The following is an 18,994-nucleotide window of genomic DNA, read 5'->3' as shown; positions in this document are numbered from 1 at the left end:
CACCGATCAGCCGGTCTCGGCGATCTTGGCCTTGGTCGCGGGGCTGAGGCCCTTGAGCAGGCGGCCCGACCGGCCGTCCGACGACGCCTTGAGCAGGCCGGCGGTCACGGCCGGCGGCACATGCTCCAGCACGTCACAGGCCCGGGCCAGAGTCATGCCCTCAAGGAGGCGCGTCGCCGCCACGGTGACGCCGAGCACACCGAGCAACGCCCCGGCCGTGCGCTCACCCGTGTGCAAGAGAAGACGCACGCCCTGGTCGGGGGGCAGGATCCCCAGCACCGCCGCCGCACCATCCGGGCGCATGAGGCCCAGAATGCGCCCGGCCCGCTCAGCCGGCAGGGCTTTCAGGGTCGCGGCCACGTCGTGGGGGCGAGTCGTCACCAGGTCGTCGAGTGCCTCGGCCGCTCCCCGCGGTTCCATCCTCTTGACGGACACGGGCGGCCCGTCGGCGGCGGGGTCGCGGCGACCACCTCGCCCAGGGGGGACGGCCTCTCCGCGCGGGACCGGACCACGGCGCGGGGAAGGACCAGCCTGCCCGGGCGCACCCGGATCTCGTTGGGCACGAGGCCCGGACTGCCTGGGCGTGCCCGGATCTCGTTGCGCACGAGACTCCGACTGCCTGGGCGCGGCGGAGCCACGCTGCGCTTGAGGGTCCGACTGCCTGGAAGCGCCAGACTCGCCCTGCGCACGAGACCCCGGCTGCCCGGCCCCCGAGCCACCCCGCGCGCCAGAGCCCGATCGGCCGCCCTGAGCTTCGGGGCCCGGCTCCTTGAACGCCCCTTTCTCGCCCTGCGAGTAAGACCTCAGCTGCTCAGGCGCGCCCGAACCATCCCTCAGGCCAGGATGCGATCGCCCGGGACCCGCCTGAGCGTGCTGAGCCTCAAGGCCTGGCTGCCTGAACGCCCCTTCCTCGCCCTGCGCACGAGGCCCTGGCTGTGCCGACCCGCCCGAGCCGCCCTGCGCGCCAGGGTCCGATCGCCCGGAGGCCGCCCGGCCGCCCTGTTCCTGAGGCTCCGGTCGCCTGGCCGCAGCGGACTCGCCCCGCGCACGAGGGTCCGGCTGTACAGGCGCACCCGGGCCGGGAGCCGATCGGCCGGGATCGGCCGAACCACGCTGGGCCTGAGGGTCAGACCGCCTCGGCGCGCCCTGCGCACGAGGGTCCGGCTGCGCGGGCCGGCCCGAGCCGCCCCGCGCGTCCCCGTCCGATCGCCCGGAGGCCGCCCGGCCGCGCCGGCCATATGCGGGAAGCTGCGGGGCGAGGATCCTGTCGAGCCGGGCGGCCAGTGTTTCGGCGGAGACGCGGCGCCCCGGATCCTTGGGCAGCACGGCCGTCAGGGCGTCGTACAGGGGACCGGGGCGGCGCGGGGGCGGCAGGGGGTCGTTCAAAATGGCCATGAAGGTGGCGGGGAAGGTGCTGCGCCGGAACGGCGAGTGGCCCTCCAGGGCGTGGATGAAGGTCACGCCGAACGACCACAGGTCGGCCGCCGGGGACTGGGCGCGGTCGTTGACCCGTTCGGGGGCCATGTATTCGACCGTCCCGAGGAGCAGGCCAGTCGCGGTCACGCCGGTCTCGCCGACGATGCGGGCGATGCCGAAGTCGACCAGGCACACGTGCCCGTCGCGGGTGACCACGATGTTCGCGGGCTTGATGTCACGGTGGAGCACGCCCACCCGGTGGACGGCCATCAGGCCGCCCAGTACCTGGCGGGCCAGCGTGGCCACCTCGTGTTCGGTAAGCGGGCCGCGCTCCATCCACTCTTCCAGCGTGGCGCCCTCGATGTAGGCCATCACGATCCACGGGGTGCCGTCGTCGTCGAGGAACCAGTCGTGGACGGGGACCACCGCCGGGTGGTGGACCGACGCGGCGGCCCTCGCCTCCCGCAGCGCGCGCTGGCGCTGGGTCTCGACGGCCTCCTTGTGGCCGGACAGGGTGATGCGCTTGAGCGCCACCTTCCGGCCGAGCATGGTGTCGCGGGCCACCCACACGGTGCCCATGCCACCTGCGCCGAGCTGGCGGATCAGCTCGTATCTACCTTTGATCATCCCGCTGTCAGTGGTCGTCGTCGGGCAGGAGTTCCACACCGCCGGGGCGGTCGATGCTGGACAGGCGGGCGGCCCGGGTGTCGTTCATCCGGCGCAGGGCGTCGTCGTCGCGCATGCCGGCCACGGGTTCGGGGCGGTCTTCCACGGTGGTGCCGTTGGGGCCACGCGGGCCCGGCGACCTCCAGTTGTCGCCCGTGTCGGACGGCCGGGACCAGACGCCCCACACGTTCCACGACCCGCCCGGGTCGGGTTCGCCGCCCTCGCCCTGAGGGCCTCCCTCGTTGAAGGCGCTGCGGGCCTTGCGGTATTCGTCCTTCTCCGCGAGGGCGAGCACCCTTTCGTAGTTGCCCGGCCGCATCATCAGCTTGATCGTCACCGGCAGGCACTCGATCAGCAGGAACAGCAGGAACAGCACGATCCGGGCGGTGCTGAGGGTGGTGTCCTTGCCGGTGACCTCGTTGAGGGCCTGGAGCCGGATCAGCAGTCCGTCGGTGACGAGGTTCTCCTCGTCGAAGACGGCCTGCAGGTCGGACTGGCGCTGCACCGCGAGGTCGAGCTGCTCCTGCGCCTTCGGGAGCGCCTCGCGGGCGCTGGCCAGCCGGCTCTCCTTCGCGTCGGCGCCGGCGGCGGTGAGCTCCTCTTTGCGGGTCTCGATCTGCCGGTTCAGGTCGGCGATGCGCGCCTGGCTCCGGTCGTAGGCCTTCTTGCTGCTCTGCGCGAGGGGGCCGTCGCCCTTCTTCGTGCAGCCGGCGCCGCCGTAGAGCTGGCACTGCCATTCCTTGTAGTGCTTGTCTGCCTGTTTCTCCGCAGTCGCCCGATCGGCCTGAAGTGATTTGATCTTCGCGTCCTGCGAGAGATCGACCGGAACGTCTCCGCCGGACGAAATCACCTGCTGCAGCCGGGCCACATCGGCGCGCAGCTCGTCGACGCTTTTGCCCATCGTGCCCTGGTTCTGCTCCCGCGCGAACTCCTCGGCACGCTGCTGCTTGATTTCTACGATTTGTGCGTCAATTTCCGATTTGAAGATTTGCAGTACCAATGGCGTCGAGACGACGGCCCCGAGCAGGACGGCCATGAGAAGACGCGGCACCGCCAGCGCGAAACGGCGCGGGCTGTCGCTGCGCATCGTGGTGACCAGCCACCGGTCGAGGCTCAGGATCATCAGGCCCCAGACCAGCGCGGTCGGCACCGCCAGCCAGACGCTGACGTCGAGGGCGCTCACCAGGGCGAAACACATCGAGATCACGGCGATCACCGCCGTGGTCAGCACCGCGCCGCCGACGCCCTCGAATTTCGCGGTCTCGCCTTTACACCGTGCCAGGACATCAGGCCGCGCCCCGGATAACGCGATCAGAAAGCGCCTCATGTTTTCCCCACCCGTGAAGCTCACGTTCTGTGCTGGGTCTAGATCCTCGCAGTCACGGCCAACCCCCGCTAGCCTATCTGCATTATCGCACTTCGCTTTAAACCGGGACCTTCGCGTAATCGGGACGCCTATTTACGGCGCCGTCCCGACCCCGTTAACGACACTCCACAATTGACGACACCCCTCGGAGGCGCACCCGGTGCCCGACCCCGACAACGATCTTCTTCGTAAGGCGCTCGCCAAGGCCGTGGCGGGTCTCCCCGGGAGCGGCAGGCTGAGCGTGGTGGAGGTGGCCGCCGACGGGCTCACCTCGTTCAAGATCATCCGTGACGACCACGGGGTGCCGCGCGGGCGCCGATGGCACTCGTCGTGGACCGAGCTCGGCCAGGAGCGCGCGGCCCTGCTCCGGGCGGCCGACGTCGACCCCGGCGACGACACGCTGCTCGTCTGCTCCTCGCTGGGCGGCTCCCAGGCCGACGAGGCCTTCGAGTGGCTGCGGGCGGCCCGTCCCGACGCGCCGACGCTGCGCGTCGACGCCTCCGTCGCCGCGGTGATCACCGAGGTGCTGCGCGACGATCCGCTGACCCGCTCCTACGACCTGGTGGTCTTACGCCCCCGTCCCGACGGGACCCTGGAACTCGCGACGGTGCCGCTGTTCCCGGTGCAGGCCCGGCCCGGCGCGACCATGACGATGACGCTCCACTGCGAACAGGGCGGCCCCAACGGCACCGCGTTCGCAGTGGTCACCTGGCAGGGGCAGGAGCCGCTGCTGCTGTCGGTGGCGTCCGGGGCGCTCCACCCCGGGACCTACAACGTCACCGCCGAACTCCGGCGGCCCGGCCGGGTGCAATTCAGCGGTCTGCCGCCGCTGACCGACGACCACCGGGGCTGGGCGGAGCTGATCGACGAGATCCCGGCCCGGCTGCCCGTGCGCCCCTCCGACGCGGGACACCTCATCTGCGCGATCGAGGTCTGCGGGGCCGAGGAGAAGGTGGCCGAGCGGGTGGGGCGGGCCCGTCAGGTGGTCTCGACGTTGTCGGGCCGGCCCGGCCTGTCGGTGTCGGTGGTGGCGTACGGGGCCCACTCGTTCGACCGGGCGGTGAAGGACTCCCCCGTCGAGGTGCGCGCCTGGCGGGTCGACGTCGCCGCCGCCCAGGACGCCCTCGACGAGCTGGAGGAACGCGGCGCGATCACCCAGGGCTACCCCTACCATCCGCACGCCGCCCAGGTCGAGGACATGCTGGTCACCGTCGATCGCCGGCTCTCCCGCGACCCGGCGTCGTCGGTCGCGCTGCTCACCATCGGCGACCGGCCGCCGCACCCGCCGAAACTCGACACCTCCCGGGTGCTGCCCTGCCCCCACCGGCACGACTGGCGGGCCGTCGCCATCCGCCTGGAGCAGTCGCGGCACGTCGTCTTCGGCGCGATCGTCGACTACCAGTACGGAGACCGGCTGCCGCGGGTGTGGCGGCAGCTCGGATCGGCGGCGCTGGCCAACTTCGACGCGCTCGACATCCGAGGGCTCATCTCCGGTCTCGGGCTCGTCTCCGATGCCGTCCCTGTCCCGTTCCCCCTGATCGACGTGGAGTACTGAACCCATGCAGCCCGAATCGCCCCGCCACCACATCGCCATGTGGGGCGCTCCCGGTAGTGGCAAGACGACACTGCTGGCCGCGCTGTCCATCGCGCTGAACCGCCGCGAGGACGACTGGAAGATCATCGGGCAGAACCCGGAGTCCACCGCCTACCTGACCGAGATGACCAGCGCGCTGACCTCGGGCAAGGAGTTCCCCGAGGCCAGCACCGCCCTGGAGACCTTCCAGTGGGCGCTGATCGGCCCGGCGCAGCGGAGCCTGTTCCGGCGGCAGTCGAAACGCGCGTCCACCACGATCGGGCTGACCATGGTCGACGCGCCCGGCGGCCACTTCGCCCCCGGCAAACGCGGCGGCCCGACAGGGGGCGCCGAGGAACGGCAGGAGGAGCTGATGGCCAACCTCACCCAGAGCCGCGGCATCGTGTTCCTCTTCGACCCGATCCGGGAGTTCGAGGTCGGCGACGCCTACGACCACCTCCACGGCCCGCTGAACCGGCTGGCCGAGAAGATGCTGGAGAGCAACGAGTTCATCGGCGGCAAACTGCCCCACCACATCGCGGTGTGCATCACCAAGTTCGACGACCCCCGGGTCCTGCAGACCGCGCAGAAGCGCGGCCTGATCGAGCTGGACGACCGGCACCGTTTCCCGCGCGTCGGCAGCGACGAGGCGCGCGACCTGTTCGGCCAGCTCTCCCGGGTCTCGGCCACCGGCACCGCCGACATGGTGATCAATTCACTCGACAAGTTCTTCCACGAGAGCCACATCAAGTTCTACGTGACCTCCTCGATCGGCTTCTACGTCAACCCGCAGACCGAGACGTTCGACTGGAACGACTACCTGAACCTGATCCCCGACGAGTCCGACCACGCCGCGCTGCGGATCCGGGGCCCCGTCTATCCGATCAACGTGGTGGAACCGATGTTGTGGCTCGGTGAGCGCCTGTCCCGGCAGGGGCGGTCGCGATGACCGACAGCCCCGTGACCGTCCGCCACGTGACCGTCGACTACGAGTGGGCGCTGGAGGGCAAACCGCCGGGCAGCTACAACGACTACGAGGTGCTGAGCCACAGCGACGGCCTCAGCCTCGGCATCTTCGACGAGATCAGGAGCCGCTACGCGACCGGCGCCACGGGCGACCAGCCCCAGGTGACGATCGCCTTCGCCGCCACCCGGCAGCCGGACGAAGGGATCTCCTACTACGTCGTGCTCGCCCTGCAGAACGAGTGGTCGGGCCATCGCGACGGCACCAACCGAAAGATCTACCGCACCCGCTGGTACTACATCCCCTACGACCGGCTCGCCGGACAGCGGATCAGCTACGAGGCCCTGTACGACGCCTTCAAGGACCTCGCCGACACCCGGCCCCCCACCGTCGCGGTCCGCGCCCACGCCCCCCTTCCCCCGGACGACGGGCTCTACGGCGACGCGACCAGCGCCGCCGCGCTCCTGATGACCGGCAAGCACGTGTGCGTGCTCGGCGCAGACGGCGTCCCGATGATCGAGCGCCTGCGGTTCGTCGACGAGGTGGCGGCGCTGCTCCCCTACGGGATGCGCACCCGGCTGACCGCCGCCACCTGGGTCAGCGCGACCGCGGGCCACAAGATCAGGTTGTCGTTCGCCAAGCACGCCGCCGAGGGCACCCACGTCGTCACGTGGCGGCAGGGCGCGCCCATACCCGCCGCCGAGCCGCTGGCCCGCGAGTACGCCGCCCTGCTGAGCGGTCACCGGGTGCCGCCCCGGGAGCTCGTGGAGCGGCTCGCGGAGAAGACCTCCCCCATCTCGTTCGACGAGACGGGCTGTCTCAAGGCGCGCAACCTGCTGGAGGACTGCGCGCTGCCGGACGCCGAACGGGCCTCGCGGGTCGTCCCCGAGGAACCCCGGGAACGCGACACCCTTCCGAAGCAGCCGCCCCCGCTGCTCGTGCCCGAACGCCCGCCGATCACCAGGCTGGTCGGGTCGCTCCGCATGGCGACGCAGGACTCGGAGGTGGCCGTCCGGCTCCGAGAGCTGCTCAACGCCATCGAGACCCGCGCGGACCGGATGATCCTTCAGTCCGCCATGCTCGACCACAACTGCTTCGAGGCCCCCTTCGGCACGTTCCCGCACCCGGAACCTCGCTACACGGAGGTGGCGAGGGCGGCCTTCACCTCCGACACCTGCCGGACGGAGATCGCCGACGCGTTGTTGCGGAACTCGGCCACGCCGAAGCAGGTCAAGAGCGTCATCAGGGCGATGCGCGGCGAAAGATCCTGGTTGCAGCGCATATTGCCCGGCAACGTGAAATACGTCGTCAGCGGGTCGGCGCTCGCGATCGGCCTGGGATTGTTCTTCTACTCCATGATCGGCCTCTTCGCGGGCCCGGAGGACGTGGCCCCGCCGGTCGACACCGCGACGCCCGTCGTCACGGAGGTCCGGCAGTCGATCACCGTCCACGCCGAACAGAGCGACCGCTATCTGGCCGACATCTACGCCCAGATGTTGCGTAACCAGAACTACCACTCGGAAGTGCGGGAGTTCACCGATCTCAACCGGGACCGCCCCCACCTCGTGATCACCGCCAGCACGGCGAGCTACCCCGGCTACCAGGTGCTGCTGACCCCTCCCGCGGTCCGCAACACGCTGATCTTCAACGCGGACAAGATCAAGGCGGACGACCTGCCGGACGAGCTCAACGCCGACGACGGCGTCGTCGCGGTCCGCACCGATTTCTCCGACGAGGACAGGCTGAAGGCCGCCTACCCGCGCCTCAAGGTGACGCGGATGTCGCAGAAGGACATCGTCGGCGCTCTCGAGAAGGGAGACGTCGTCATGGCGGTCCTGCCGTCGGGCCTGCCGCTGACCTTCGAGCGGTCCCCCCTGCTGGACGAGGTGCTGCCGTCGCGCACGATCCACGTGCTCGGCAAGGACCTGCCGCCCAGCGCCGAGGCGAGCCTGACGGGTGTCTCCGCGCAACTGGTCGAGGAGTGGCAGACGGGACCCGCCGGAATGGATCCCCAGGAGTCGGCGCGGAAGTCCGCCGACCTGCTGATGCCCCCCAGTCCCGCGCTGGTGACCGTCTCGGCGCCGCCGATGGCGACGATCTCCGACGACGAGGCCGGCGGGGTTCCCGGCAGTGTCCTGTTGTTCGTGGCCTCGATCCTGCTCATGGTGATCGGACTGTTCGTGTTCCTGCGCACGCCGTCCTACGTCCCCCGCGACCGCTGATCGAGCTGGCGGCCGCCACTCCCCTGAGCAGGGCTTCCGCGTGGCCCGGACCGGCCGCCGGTCTCCCGGCGGGGACGCTCTCGGTCCGGAGCGTCGCTCGGAGGACTACGGCGTGGTCGGGATGGCGCGGGGCGGGCAGAACGAGGGATTGGTCCAGCCCCACCACTGGTCGCCGTTGTAGGCGTTCCAGCGGCAGCTGATGGTCGCGGTGGCGTTGTAGTGGCAGATGATCTGACCGTAGCCCTGGACCCACGAGTGGATCCAGCGCGCGGTGTTGGTGTCGTCGACGATCGACCACGGACACATGTAGGGGGTGGTCGGGTTCGCCTGGGCCGGCCCGGCGAACAGGACGAGCGGCACGGCGGCGGCCGCCGCGACCGCTCCCATCGCGGCGGCGATGCGCTTACGGAGCAACGAAAGTTCCTTCCTTGCGTCTTACCGAAAACTCAGGGCGTCATCAACGTAACAGGATGACGAAATCGAGCAAGGACTGGATGCGGTAAGGAAATCTTGCTAGGTCGGTCGGCGTTCAGGTCGGGGGCGCCTCGGGCAGGCGTACGCAGAAGCAGGAGCCTCCCTGGTCGCCCGGCTCGAAATAGGCCTCACCGCCATTGGCCTGGGCCAGACTCCGGACGATCCAGAGGCCCAGCCCCGAACCCTTGCTCTCCCTGCGGCTGCGCGACTCGCGGCTGAAGCGCTCGAACAACCTCGGCCGGAACGCCTCCGGCACGCCGGGGCCGTGGTCGCACACCCGGATCTCCACGGCCCCGTCCCGCCCGGCCACGTGGATCTCGAACGGCGGAGCACCGTAGCGGAAGGCGTTCTCCAGATAGTTGATCAGGATCTCCGACAACTCACTGCGGTCGGCCAGCACCCGGACGTGGGGGTCGCACGTCACGTTCACGTTGGGCCGGTCGGCGAACTCGGCCAGGCGTTCCAGGATCAGCTCCAGGACCGGGACCGGCTCCACCATGGCCCGCACCGCCTGCGCGTCGATCTTCGCGACCGTGAGGAGCTTCTTGACCAGGGACTGGAGCCGGGACGTGCGGTCGGCGATCTGGTCGAGGACGTCGGTGCGCTCCTGGTCGGTGAACGTCTCCTCGGGCTCCCGCAACATGTCGACCAGCATGCCGATCCCCGTCAGCGGGTTGCGGACCTCGTGGGCGACCACGGCGATCACCATGCTGTTGCGTTCGAGTTCGGCCTCCATCTCCTGCTCGGCCTCATGCCTGATGGTGACGTCGCGCAAGGCGGCGACGTGCAGCGGCTCTCCCACGAGCGTCGCGGTGGTGGCGCGCATCTCGACCACCCGGGTCCGGCCACCGGGCAGCACCAGGTCGATCTCGGTCGATTCGCCGTTGACGACGGGGTAGCCGAAGGGGGTGCCGATGAGCTCGTTCGCCGAACGGCCGAGGAGTTCCTCGGCGGCGGGGTTGCAGATGCGGATCGTCCCCGCCTCGTCGACGGCGATGATCCCGTCGGCCAGCGCGGCCATGACCCTGGCGGCCCGCCCGGACTCGGGCGGTGGCTCACTCATCATTCCTCCCGGTCGCTTGGCGGTACGGGGGCGTCCGGCAGCAGACGGAGGATGCCGGGATAGGGATCGCCGACGTGCATGCCGGTGTCGTCGATGGCGACCTCACGGATGGCGCGGTCGTGGGCCGAGCCCCGCGTCTGCATGACGGCGATGGCACGCCGGACCGTGCCCGGCCCCTCGATGTGCCGGAGCACCAGCGTCACGTCGGTGATGCCGGCGATCTCCATGATCGGCGAGGTTCCCCGGGCGGTCGGGGCGGAGGTGAACAGGGTCGTGATCTCGCGCTCGCGCACCACCCCGCCCAGCGCGATGACGAAGTCCAGAAGCGTGCGGGGCGTCGCCCGCCGTTCGAGCGCGGAGATGCCGTCGATGACGAGCCGGGCGGGCGCGAAATCCGCGATGTCCCTGCGGATACGCAGGAAGTGGTCTTCCACCGAGGCGACTTCCGAATAGGTGGCGGCCACCCGGAGCAGCCCCGACGCCTCCATGACGTCCAGGTCGAGCCCCCAGCCTGCGGCGTTTCGGCCCAGCTGACCGCGTGTCTCGTCGAAGGCGTGGAACAGGCAGCGCTCCCCCGCCCGGTAGGCCGCGTCGGCGAACTGCAGGGCCGCCAGGGTCTTCCCGCCGCCGTGCGACCCGATGAGCAGGACGACCGCGTCCCGGAAGACCCCGCCGCCGACCATCGCGTCGAGTTCGGTGTTGCCGGTGGAGACACGCTCGCTGGAGGCCCGGTCGCGCGGTGCGAGGAACGCCACCGGAATGACGACCAGGCCGTCTTCCGGGTCGATGGTGAACAGCCACTCTCCGGTCCGGTGGGTGGCGCCGCGGAACTTGACGATCTCCACCGTCCGGTGGCGCCGTTCGCCCCGGATCACGTGCCGCAGGATCACGACGTTGTCGAACACGAACTCCTCGACGCCCTGCCGGGTGACGCCGTTGTAGTCGGCGTCGCGTTCGGTGGTGATGACCGAGGTGATCTCGAGCGAGTCCAGCATCCCGGCGAGCCGGTAGAGCTCCCGGCGGACGAGATCTTGGTCGGCGAACCGGGTGAAGACCGAGCCGAGTGAGTCGAGGGAGACCCGCCGGGCGCCGATCTGACGCACGGCGTGCGCGATGCGGGCGGTCAGCGCGCCCAGGTCGTAGGTCCCGACGGTGGGCGTCTGCTCACCGGCCTCCAGCGAGGCGTCGACGAACATCCACCTGCCCTCGGCCTCCCAGCGCGCGATGTCGAAGCCGAGGGAGCGGGCGTTGACACGAAGATCGCCGGGACGCTCGTCGAAGGTGATGAACACGCCGGGCTGGTCGAACCCGGAGATCCCCCGGGCGAGGAACTCCAGGGCGAACAGCGTCTTCCCACTGCCGGTCGTGCCGGAGACCAGCGTGGACCGGCTGGCCGGCAGCCCTCCGACGGCGATGTCGTCGAAGCCGCTGATCCCGGTCAGGATCCGCTGGATCGTGGGCCTGTCCGTCATAGCCGCTGCCCTTCCGGTGACGGCCGGCCGCTGTCGGGGAGACCGAGCAGGAAGGCGGCCCGGGAGCGGTCGGACAAGTCTCCGATCACCCGATAGCCGGGCAGCGGACTCTTCCTGATCACGATCGGGGTGGCCAGGATCCGCTCCTCTTCGGCGAGAGCCGGTTGTTCGGTGGCGTCGACGATCTCGATCTCGTGGCAGCCGGGCAGATAGAAGTCACACAGGGCGCGCAGGTTCTCTTCGGCTGCCTGCGACCGCCGGCTTCGCCCCGCCACGTACATCCTGAACGCGTAGGTCGCCATCGGCGTCAAGGCCGCCGGAGGTTGGTCTTCCATGGATCCCCTCTCGTGGCCCCGGCCCGCTCACCGTGTCGCCGACCACCCCGTCAGCCCCGGGTATACCCCTGTTGACCTCGCAATATCTGTCTGGCGAAGATCGACCGACTGCCCCGAAGGTGCCCCCAGGCGAGTTCGAGCACGGCGGCACCGGCGGCCTGCATGGGCTCGCGGGTGACGTACCGGCCGGCCGACTCCTCGTCGAACGGGACCCCCATCGTCGCGTGCCCCTCGGCGTTCGCGCCGGTCATCGCGCCGAATACGGCGTCGAAGGTGCGTGCCTCGATGACGGTGACGGCGAGGATGTCGGTGGCGAAGGTCAGCGGGTCGACGCCGATCCCTAGGACCATTGACCGCAGGTCGCCGCTCTCGCGGGCGTCGGTCAGCCGCCGGTAGAGCGGCCAGGTCTCGTAGTCGAACTCCGGGCCGTAGTGCTCCGGACGCCCGAGGAACTCCTCGGCGTACTCGCGGACCACGCACTTCCACAGGTCGAAGTCGGCCCTTTCCGCCTGCGGGCTCTCCGCCGACGGCTGGAACACCCCGACCGGCATGACCTGGAACAGTCCCCCGCCGTGGGCGACCAGCGCGGGGTCACGCCAGTGGAGCACGAAGGTGGTCTCGCCGGTCTCGCGGTCGTGCCGCAGGGTCAGCATCGAGATCGCCGGATGCGCGGGCCGGTCCCGCAAGTCGGTCGGATCGGGCACCAGCCGCCGGGAGGACAAGTCGACGGCGATATCAGGACCCCCGGCGAGGTCCGCGGCGGCGAACTCGTGGGCGATGGCCTCGCCGACGTTGACCGCGTCGAAGTACATGCCCCGGGTGAAGGTCAGCTCCGGCCAGCTCACGTCGAGCAGCCGGTAGCAGGTGCGGTTCTCGAAGAGCTTCGGCTTGTCGAAGGTGGTCATCGCCTCGGCGTAGGTCATCCCGTCCGGCACCGGCACCGGCGGGGTCTCCTCCGTCCAGCGCAGCACGACCTCGTGCAGGTCGAGGGGTTCGGGCAGCGCCCAGGCCGGGCGGGTCAGCAGGTGGGTGGAGCCCACCCGGGGCAGGTCGGGGTAGAGCAGGTCGGCCCGCCGGGCCAGAGCGTGGCGGTTGGTGTTGAGGTGACGGCGGACCTCGCGCCAGGAGTTCATCCGGGCAACACTAAGGGCTCCGGCAGGGGGATCCGGAGCCCTCGGTTGCTCAGGTCAGACGCGGTCGGCGGCGATCAGCAGGTACTGGAAGCTGCCGTTCTTGTAGGCGTTCAGGAACGCCTCCTCGATCCCGGTCACCAGGTGGGACTTGGCCCGCAGCTCCCAGTAGGGGATGGTGGCCGCCGTCAGGTCGACGACGCTGACGGGCACCAGCCGGTTGTTGGCCATCTCGCGGAAGTACTGGCTGCGCGGATGGATGTCGCAGATGTAGTGGGCGTTGATCTGGCTGATCGCCTTCGACGGCAGGCCGTAGGCGTCGTTGTAGCAGCCGGTGATGGTGACGTAGCGCCCGCCGCGCGCCAGCAGGCGCGAGTGCTCCCGGAACAGGAGGGCGAGCTCGACGTACATGGTGCTCTCGTTGTTCCAGATCGCCTGGTAGGAGCCGGACTCGAAGCCGGTGTCGAGCATGTTGCGCAGGTGGAAGCGCACCCGGTCGTCGACGCCGCGCAGCTTCGCCTGTTCGTTGGCGAAGTCGACCTGCGATTCCGAGATGGAGATGCCGTCGACGTGGCAGCCGTACCGGAGATTGGCGACCAGCGACGAGCCGCCGCGGCCCGAGCCGGCGTCGAGGAGGCGGTGGTGCGGTTTGATCTCACCCAGGTGGCTCAGCAGGAAGTCGGACTGGGCCGACTCCAGACGGTGGAGCTCCCTGGTCATGCGCTCGTCGCGGGTCTCCTTCGGTCCCTCCAAGACCGACCAGTCGACGTCGCCGATGCCGTAGTGATGGTGGTAGATGCCGTCGACCTCGCCCAGGCGGAGATTCACTGGGTTTTTCTCGGTGTTCCAATAATCAGCCACGGAGCGCTGGTAATCGCTTTGGGTGATGGTCACCGAACGAATTTCCTTTCGCTATCTGTACCTGTCGCTGGATCCGTGCCATTCGAGACAGCCGGCCATCCATGCCTGGGCGCCGCGCAGGAAACGCTGGAGTTCCGTGGAAGGGACGGCGGCCAGTGATTTCTGGCTGGCTTCGAAACCCCGGACGAAGTCGTTGTGGAGGGCAACGGTCCGTTCGGTCGCCTCGCGTATCGAGCATTTCTCCTCCGCGGCGATGAGCAGCACCACGTTGGAGTCGGGCAGTTCGTCGGCGGCCTCCTTCTCCGCCGAGTAGAGGTCGTTGACGAGGACGCTGGCGGTCCCGGCCTGCATGAGCGCCGTGTGGAACCGCCGGTCGGCGAAGAGGTCGGCGGGGAGGGCGTATTCGCCCACGACGTCGATGAGCACCATCGACGTGTAGAAGCTGTCGTGCTGCCGGGCGGCCAGGTAACGCCACACCGGAGGCGGCGCCTCGAAGTAGCGCCAGGCGGCGTAGGCGGTCCAGCTCACGAACATCTGCGAGGTGATGTTGCAGGCCCGCATCACCTGCGACGGGGTGGCGTGGCGGCTCAGGTGGGCGGTGGCCGACCGGAGGGCGCGCAGCACCGGGTCGGCGTTGATCGCCTCTTCGAGCTGCTCGGTGTAGGCGCCGGCCGGGGGCGGCGGGTCCATCGCCGACGTGACCAGCGCCAATCGGGGCGGCAGCTCGGTCGGGGTGGCGCCCAGGTCGGTCTCGTCGGCGTAGTAGTCGTCGGCGGCCCACCAGGCGGCGTTCATCTGGGCGGCGATCAGGATCAGGTCGGGTTCGTCGGTGTCGGCGTGGGCGAGGGTGGCCAGGCGGCCGAACCCGGTGTCGCGGAAGGTGTCGATGCGGCCCTCGTGGAGGCCGACGCTCTCGGCCCACGCGACCAGGCGGCGGTTGACCTCCTCACCCAGGGCGTCGTCGACCCGCACCGTCTCCGGCACGTAGAGCGGCGGATGGCTGCCGTCGCCCCATTCCCTCTCGCGGTAGGGCAGCGGGGTGAGGCCGTAGCGGCGGACGACCAGAGTCGGATCGAGTGAGGGCGTGGGCGGCTGGTGCCCGTCGACGAGCGCCGGGATCTCAGGCGGCTCGGCGGCGGGGACCCGGAGTGCGGAGGTGCCCAGGCCGGTCGGGCCCGGCAACCGCCCTGACGGAGTTTCGCTCGACTCGGACATCAAGCCCCCTCCTGGAATTCGCCGAATTCACTATTCGGTACGTCTTCCATAGGCATGAGAATGCACAATGAGGCCCCCGAAAATAAAAGCGATCCCCTGTCCGCCGCCAATACTAAAGGCCACCTCACGGTCACGCAACGGTCATTCATCACGCCTATCTTATACCGAAATATACGGCCAATTCACAACCACACGACTATTCCCGTCAAACCGTTCAGCACAGCCGCCACACCCGCCCTGATCGCGGAGGCGCACCTTTCCGGCGTGAACGACGCCGGGTCGTACGTCGACGACGCCCCCAGCCCCTCCCCCCGGAACGACGCCCCCGCCCAGTCGACCGACGTCACGTTGTGGGTCGGCTCGGCCAGTTCGGCCCCCACGACGAGGAACCGCTGCGACAGGTGGCTGGCGGTCACCAGGGCCAGCGGGTCGATCAGGTCGTTGCCCGCGCTGACGATGAGGTCGGGCTTGAGGTCCAGCGCCCTGGTGATGCCGGGGACCAGGTCGTGCGGATGGGTGATCGCGACGGTCCGCAGGTCGGCGTCCACCTCGCCGGCCCACTCCTCGACCGCCGCGACCAGGTTCTTCGTGGGGGCGTCGGCGCCGGAGGTGACCAGGACGACGCGGTAGCCGCCCGACGGGCGGACCGCGTCCCACGAGCCGGGCGCGGGCGTGATGGTCGCCTCGGGGTGGGGGGGCGCGGCGAAGAACCCCGGGCCCAGCGCGCCGACCGCGCTGGGCGCGGGGTGGGGTTCGGACCAGTCCGCGCCGCAACCGGTCAGCAGCAGTAGTACGGCCGCCAGGGCGGCGATGCGGAGCAAGACGATCGTCCTCCGGGGTGGAACGGGTGGTGCGCGTACATCCTGCTATCCCGTTTTTTCCGTTTTGTAGTTGTCAGGGTGGTTCTGCGGTTATTTAGCGATCCGTTCGACTCCTGTTCACATATGGCGAGGAACGTGCTCCTTCGTCACATAAGGAGTCACATGTCCCATCCAGTCCGCCGGGTCGCCCTCGGGCTCGTCGCGGCGGCCGTCACCCTGCTGGCCTGCGTCGCCCCGGCCGCCGCCCACGGCTTCACCTCGACCGTGTACGTCGACGTCACCGCCGGCGAGGGGGGCCACATCCGCACGAAGCTGGAGCTCGAGTACGACCTCTACGTCGTCTCCGCGGCCGACGCCGAGAAGAACGACGCCCTGTTCCAGGACGGCACCGCCGCCTTCGAGGCCCACAACGGCGAAGCCCAGGCCGCCGCGCTCGACCGGTACGCCGACACCGCCGTCGCCTACGTCACCAAGCGGTTCGCGGTCACCGCCGAGGGCGCCGCCTGTGCACCGGCGAGGTCGGGCGGCTTCACGATCGGCGGGCGCGAGGGCGTGCCGTACGCGACCCTGCTCCTCGACTGGACCTGCCCGGAGGCCGGCGAGCACGAGGTGCGCAGCACGCTCTTCCCCGACGCCGAGACGTTCGTCAGGGACACCAAGACGATCGTCACCTACGAGCTGGGCGGGATCTCCGGCAGCGCCGCACTCGACGCGGCCAACCCGTCGTTCTCGACGGCGCTGCCCTGGTACGCGCGGTTCGCCGAGTTCTTCCTACTGGGCGCCGAGCATCTGCTGTTCGGCCTCGACCACGTGTTGTTCCTGCTGGCCCTGATCGCCGGGTCACGCAGGCTGCGCGAGGTGGTGCTGGTCGCGACCAGCTTCACGCTGGCCCACTCGGTCACGTTCCTGCTGGCCGCCCTCGGCGTCGTGAGCGTGCCCGCGAGCCTGGTCGAGCCGGTCATCGCGGTGTCGATCGCCGTCGTGGCCGCCTGGCACCTGTGGCAGCTCCGGCGTCCGGTCGCGCTCGGCGACCACCTGGATCGTTCCGGCGCGGTCCGTCTCGGCGTGGTCTTCCTGTTCGGGCTCGTGCACGGGCTCGGGTTCGCCGGCGCGCTCGGCATCCAGGAAGCCTGGTCGTGGACGCTGCTGTGGTCGCTGCTCGTCTTCAACGTCGGCATCGAGGCCGTTCAGCTGGGCCTCATCGTGCTGATCTTCCCTCTGCTGAGCCTGCTGCGGCGGCGGTCCCCCGTCGCCGGGCGCTGGGCGACCGGCCTGGTCGCGGCGGGGGTGGCCGTCATGGGCCTGATCTGGTTCTTCGAGCGGACCTTCTGGAACAGTCCATAACCCAGTAAACCGGTCGTAATGATCGGTTAACCGGACAGCGACACCATTTCTGCCGCTTGTGCAACATTTTGCGACATAAGGAACAAGCAATGACATTAGTGACACGAGTGGCCACCGGCGCCACCGCGGCGCTCCTGGGCCTGGCTGTGGCCCTGAGCAGCGCCACGGTGCCCGCGGCCGCCGCGGACGCCGCCACGCTCACCGGCATCGTGCTAGGCGTCGGCGCCGACCAGGCCCAGCGGACCGTGACCTGGTACTCCTCGGCCGACACTGCGCAGAAGGTGCAGGTCGCGCCGACCGAGCAGGTCGTCAACGGCGAGTTCCCGGCCAACCCCGCCACCTTCGACGCCGTCGGCGGGGCGAACGTTTCGGGTGGCAGGTTCAACCGGCACGCCACCATCACGAACCTCAAGGAGTCGACCGCCTACTCCTACCGGGTGGGCGCCGACGACAACTGGTCGCCCGTCTACGCGTTCAAGACGCAGAGCTTCGAGGGCGACTACGACTTCCTGTTCTTCGGCGACCCGCAGATCGGCTCCTCCGGCGACCTCGCCAAGGACCAGGCCGGCTGGGTCGACACCGTGAACGTCGCGACCGCCGCCAACCCCGACGCCGAGCTGCTCGTCTCGGGCGGCGACCAGGTCGAGACCGCCGGCACCGAGACGCAGTGGGACGCCTTCCTCGCGCCCGACGGCCTGCGCCGGTACCCGTGGGTGGCCACCATCGGCAACCACGACGTCGGCAGCAAGGCGTACGAGCAGCACTTCACCGTGCCCAACACGGACCGGTCGGGCCCGCTCTACGGCAACGGCAACCCCGCGTCGAACACGTCCGGCGGGAACTACTGGTTCATCTACAAGGACGTCCTGTTCATCGACATCAACAGCAACAGTTACGCCACCTCCCAGGGCGGCGGCGGTGACGCGGCCCACGTGAAGTACGTGACCGACGTCATCAACCAGCACGGCAACGAGGCAAAGTGGAAGGTGCTCGTCTTCCACCACGCCATCTACTCGCCGGCGGCGCACGCCCAGGACGGAGACGCCAAGCTGCGGCGGGTCGATTTCCCGACCGCGTTCTCCAGCCTCGGTGTGGACCTGGTGCTGCAGGGTCACGACCACAGCTACTCGCGGTCGTACCTGATCAAGAACAGCGAGAAGGCCAACCCCGACGAGCAGCCCGGCGCGGCCGAGGTCACGGCCGGTCCCGGCGGCGTCCTGTACATCACCTCGAACTCGGCCTCGGGTTCGAAGTACTACGACATCTCCGCCCCGAAGACCGACCAGCCCAGCTCCGGCGCCGGCAACGGCCCCGACCCGCTGAACCCCTCGACGTACTGGTACAACTCAGTGCAGAACCAGGAGCACGTGCGGACCTACGTCAAGGTCGGCGTCCGCAAGGACAAGCTCGTGGTGGAGAACCTCCGCAGCGGCACCTGCGCGGCCCCGAACGCGGCGGTCGAGAAGGGCGTGTCCTGCGACAACGACCCGGCGGCCAAGCCGGTCGGCTCCACCGTCGACAAGGTCACCGTGCACCCCTACAACGGCGAGGGCCAGGCCCTCTCGGTCGACGTGCCGAACGCCGCCCCGGGTGAGTTCGGCTGGACCATCGACGGCTACAACGGCCTGGTCGACCTCGGCACCGCCGAGGAGAAGAACGGCGACCACTTCGAGGCCGCCGGTTCGATCAACCCGATCGTCGTGTCCGACAACCGTCGTTCGCAGGCCCCCTGGTCGATCTCGGCCAGCGTCAGCGACTTCAGCGACGGCGCCAAGACCTTCGCCGGCTCGTACCTGGGCTGGACCCCGAAGGTCGTCGAGGCGGGCGCCGGCGCCCGCGCCGGCAACCCGGTCGTGTCCGGGTTCGACGACCAGGGCCAGGGTCTCGCGAAGTCGCGCGGCCTCGGCTCGGCCGACCAGGGTCACCCGAAGGGCGTCGCCAAGCTCGGCGCCGACCTGACCCTGAAGATCCCCGGCGACGTGGAGACCGGTGGCTACCGCGCCACCCTGACCATCACCGCGTTGTCCAGCTAGTCCCTTGAGTGCGGGGTGGGCGTCCCGGATCGGGCGCTC

The 18,994-nt window shown here is 69.7% G+C and carries 15 protein-coding genes; 5 read left to right on the top strand and 10 right to left on the bottom strand.

The window, feature by feature from the left end:
- Positions 1-6: 6 nt before the first annotated feature.
- Together GT755_RS19420 and GT755_RS19415 are read right to left on the bottom strand one after the other, a co-directional pair.
- Positions 7-2,043 (bottom strand): protein kinase domain-containing protein, encoded by a 2,037-nt coding sequence (locus GT755_RS19420; RefSeq protein ID WP_161481074.1) that lies wholly within the window; start codon positions 2,041-2,043, stop codon positions 7-9.
- Between the two features lie 7 nt (positions 2,044-2,050).
- On the bottom strand, positions 2,051-3,409 hold the full coding sequence (locus GT755_RS19415; RefSeq protein ID WP_161481073.1) for a DUF4407 domain-containing protein: 1,359 nt from the start codon (positions 3,407-3,409) through the stop codon (positions 2,051-2,053).
- Positions 3,410-3,608: 199 nt separating this feature from the next.
- On the opposite strand from GT755_RS19415, the gene GT755_RS19410 reads away from it, so the two are divergent.
- The 3 genes from GT755_RS19410 to GT755_RS19400 are packed head-to-tail and all read left to right on the top strand — an operon-like array spanning position 3,609 to position 8,207.
- Positions 3,609-5,003, top strand: coding sequence for a hypothetical protein (locus tag GT755_RS19410; RefSeq protein ID WP_161481072.1), 1,395 nt, complete (start codon positions 3,609-3,611; stop codon positions 5,001-5,003).
- 4 nt (positions 5,004-5,007) lie between these two features.
- On the top strand, positions 5,008-5,970 hold the full coding sequence (locus GT755_RS19405) for an ATP-binding protein (RefSeq protein WP_161481071.1): 963 nt from the start codon (positions 5,008-5,010) through the stop codon (positions 5,968-5,970).
- Positions 5,967-8,207 (top strand): hypothetical protein, encoded by a 2,241-nt coding sequence (locus tag GT755_RS19400; RefSeq protein WP_161481070.1) that lies wholly within the window; start codon positions 5,967-5,969, stop codon positions 8,205-8,207. Before GT755_RS19405 ends, GT755_RS19400 begins: the two co-directional genes overlap by 4 nt.
- A 105-nt stretch (positions 8,208-8,312) precedes the next feature.
- Here the strand turns inward: GT755_RS19400 and GT755_RS19395 are convergent, their stop codons facing one another.
- The 8 genes from GT755_RS19395 to GT755_RS19360 all read right to left on the bottom strand — a co-directional run bounded on the left by GT755_RS19395 (position 8,313) and on the right by GT755_RS19360 (position 15,578).
- On the bottom strand, positions 8,313-8,621 hold the full coding sequence (locus GT755_RS19395; RefSeq protein ID WP_161481069.1) for a hypothetical protein: 309 nt from the start codon (positions 8,619-8,621) through the stop codon (positions 8,313-8,315).
- Positions 8,622-8,736: 115 nt separating this feature from the next.
- Positions 8,737-9,744, bottom strand: coding sequence for a PAS domain-containing sensor histidine kinase (locus tag GT755_RS19390; protein ID WP_161481068.1), 1,008 nt, complete (start codon positions 9,742-9,744; stop codon positions 8,737-8,739).
- Positions 9,744-11,216: a circadian clock protein KaiC gene (gene kaiC / locus GT755_RS19385; protein WP_161481067.1), complete on the bottom strand. Its 1,473-nt coding sequence runs from the start codon at positions 11,214-11,216 to the stop codon at positions 9,744-9,746. The genes GT755_RS19390 and kaiC overlap by 1 nt, the downstream gene beginning before the upstream one ends.
- A complete protein-coding gene (locus GT755_RS19380) occupies positions 11,213-11,551 on the bottom strand; it encodes a circadian clock KaiB family protein (protein ID WP_202610208.1) in 339 nt (112 codons plus the stop codon). Before GT755_RS19380 ends, kaiC begins: the two co-directional genes overlap by 4 nt.
- Before the next feature lie 50 nt (positions 11,552-11,601).
- Complete coding sequence (locus tag GT755_RS19375) at positions 11,602-12,684, bottom strand: transcriptional regulator (RefSeq protein WP_161481066.1); 1,083 nt, start codon at positions 12,682-12,684, stop codon at positions 11,602-11,604.
- 54 nt (positions 12,685-12,738) lie between these two features.
- Positions 12,739-13,584 (bottom strand): geranyl diphosphate 2-C-methyltransferase, encoded by an 846-nt coding sequence (locus GT755_RS19370; RefSeq protein WP_161481218.1) that lies wholly within the window; start codon positions 13,582-13,584, stop codon positions 12,739-12,741.
- A gap of 9 nt (positions 13,585-13,593) precedes the next feature.
- Positions 13,594-14,757 carry a family 2 encapsulin nanocompartment cargo protein terpene cyclase gene (locus GT755_RS19365; RefSeq protein ID WP_161481065.1) on the bottom strand — a complete coding sequence of 388 codons (1,164 nt, stop codon included), beginning with the start codon at positions 14,755-14,757 and terminating at the stop codon, positions 13,594-13,596.
- A 182-nt stretch (positions 14,758-14,939) separates the two neighbouring features.
- Complete coding sequence (locus GT755_RS19360) at positions 14,940-15,578, bottom strand: type 1 periplasmic-binding domain-containing protein (RefSeq protein WP_202610207.1); 639 nt, start codon at positions 15,576-15,578, stop codon at positions 14,940-14,942.
- A gap of 162 nt (positions 15,579-15,740) precedes the next feature.
- Here GT755_RS19360 and GT755_RS19355 point away from each other — a divergent pair, with 162 nt between their 5' ends.
- Positions 15,741-16,922: a HupE/UreJ family protein gene (locus GT755_RS19355; protein ID WP_161481064.1), complete on the top strand. Its 1,182-nt coding sequence runs from the start codon at positions 15,741-15,743 to the stop codon at positions 16,920-16,922.
- A gap of 89 nt (positions 16,923-17,011) precedes the next feature.
- A complete protein-coding gene (locus GT755_RS19350; protein ID WP_161481063.1) occupies positions 17,012-18,955 on the top strand; it encodes a purple acid phosphatase family protein in 1,944 nt (647 codons plus the stop codon).
- Positions 18,956-18,994: the final 39 nt, after the last annotated feature.

The sequence above is a fragment of the Herbidospora solisilvae genome (assembly GCF_009901565.1).
Classification (GTDB): domain Bacteria; phylum Actinomycetota; class Actinomycetes; order Streptosporangiales; family Streptosporangiaceae; genus Herbidospora; species Herbidospora solisilvae.
Note: the sequence above shows the minus strand (reverse complement) of the source record. Positions and strands in the feature narration are given on the sequence as shown.

Excerpts from the sequence above, each read along its gene's own strand:
- GT755_RS19380 (WP_202610208.1), bottom strand. The coding sequence starts at position 11,551 with ATGGAAGACCAACCTCCGGCGGCCTTGACGCCGATGGCGACCTACGCG.
- GT755_RS19420 (WP_161481074.1), bottom strand. The coding sequence starts at position 2,043 with ATGATCAAAGGTAGATACGAGCTGATCCGCCAGCTCGGCGCAGGTGGC.
- GT755_RS19355 (WP_161481064.1), top strand. The coding sequence starts at position 15,741 with ATGTCCCATCCAGTCCGCCGGGTCGCCCTCGGGCTCGTCGCGGCGGCC.
- GT755_RS19415 (WP_161481073.1), bottom strand. The coding sequence starts at position 3,409 with ATGAGGCGCTTTCTGATCGCGTTATCCGGGGCGCGGCCTGATGTCCTG.
- kaiC (WP_161481067.1), bottom strand. The coding sequence starts at position 11,216 with ATGACGGACAGGCCCACGATCCAGCGGATCCTGACCGGGATCAGCGGC.
- GT755_RS19390 (WP_161481068.1), bottom strand. The coding sequence starts at position 9,744 with ATGAGTGAGCCACCGCCCGAGTCCGGGCGGGCCGCCAGGGTCATGGCC.
- GT755_RS19400 (WP_161481070.1), top strand. The coding sequence starts at position 5,967 with ATGACCGACAGCCCCGTGACCGTCCGCCACGTGACCGTCGACTACGAG.
- GT755_RS19375 (WP_161481066.1), bottom strand. The coding sequence starts at position 12,684 with ATGAACTCCTGGCGCGAGGTCCGCCGTCACCTCAACACCAACCGCCAC.
- GT755_RS19350 (WP_161481063.1), top strand. The coding sequence starts at position 17,012 with ATGACATTAGTGACACGAGTGGCCACCGGCGCCACCGCGGCGCTCCTG.
- GT755_RS19405 (WP_161481071.1), top strand. The coding sequence starts at position 5,008 with ATGCAGCCCGAATCGCCCCGCCACCACATCGCCATGTGGGGCGCTCCC.
- GT755_RS19365 (WP_161481065.1), bottom strand. The coding sequence starts at position 14,757 with ATGTCCGAGTCGAGCGAAACTCCGTCAGGGCGGTTGCCGGGCCCGACC.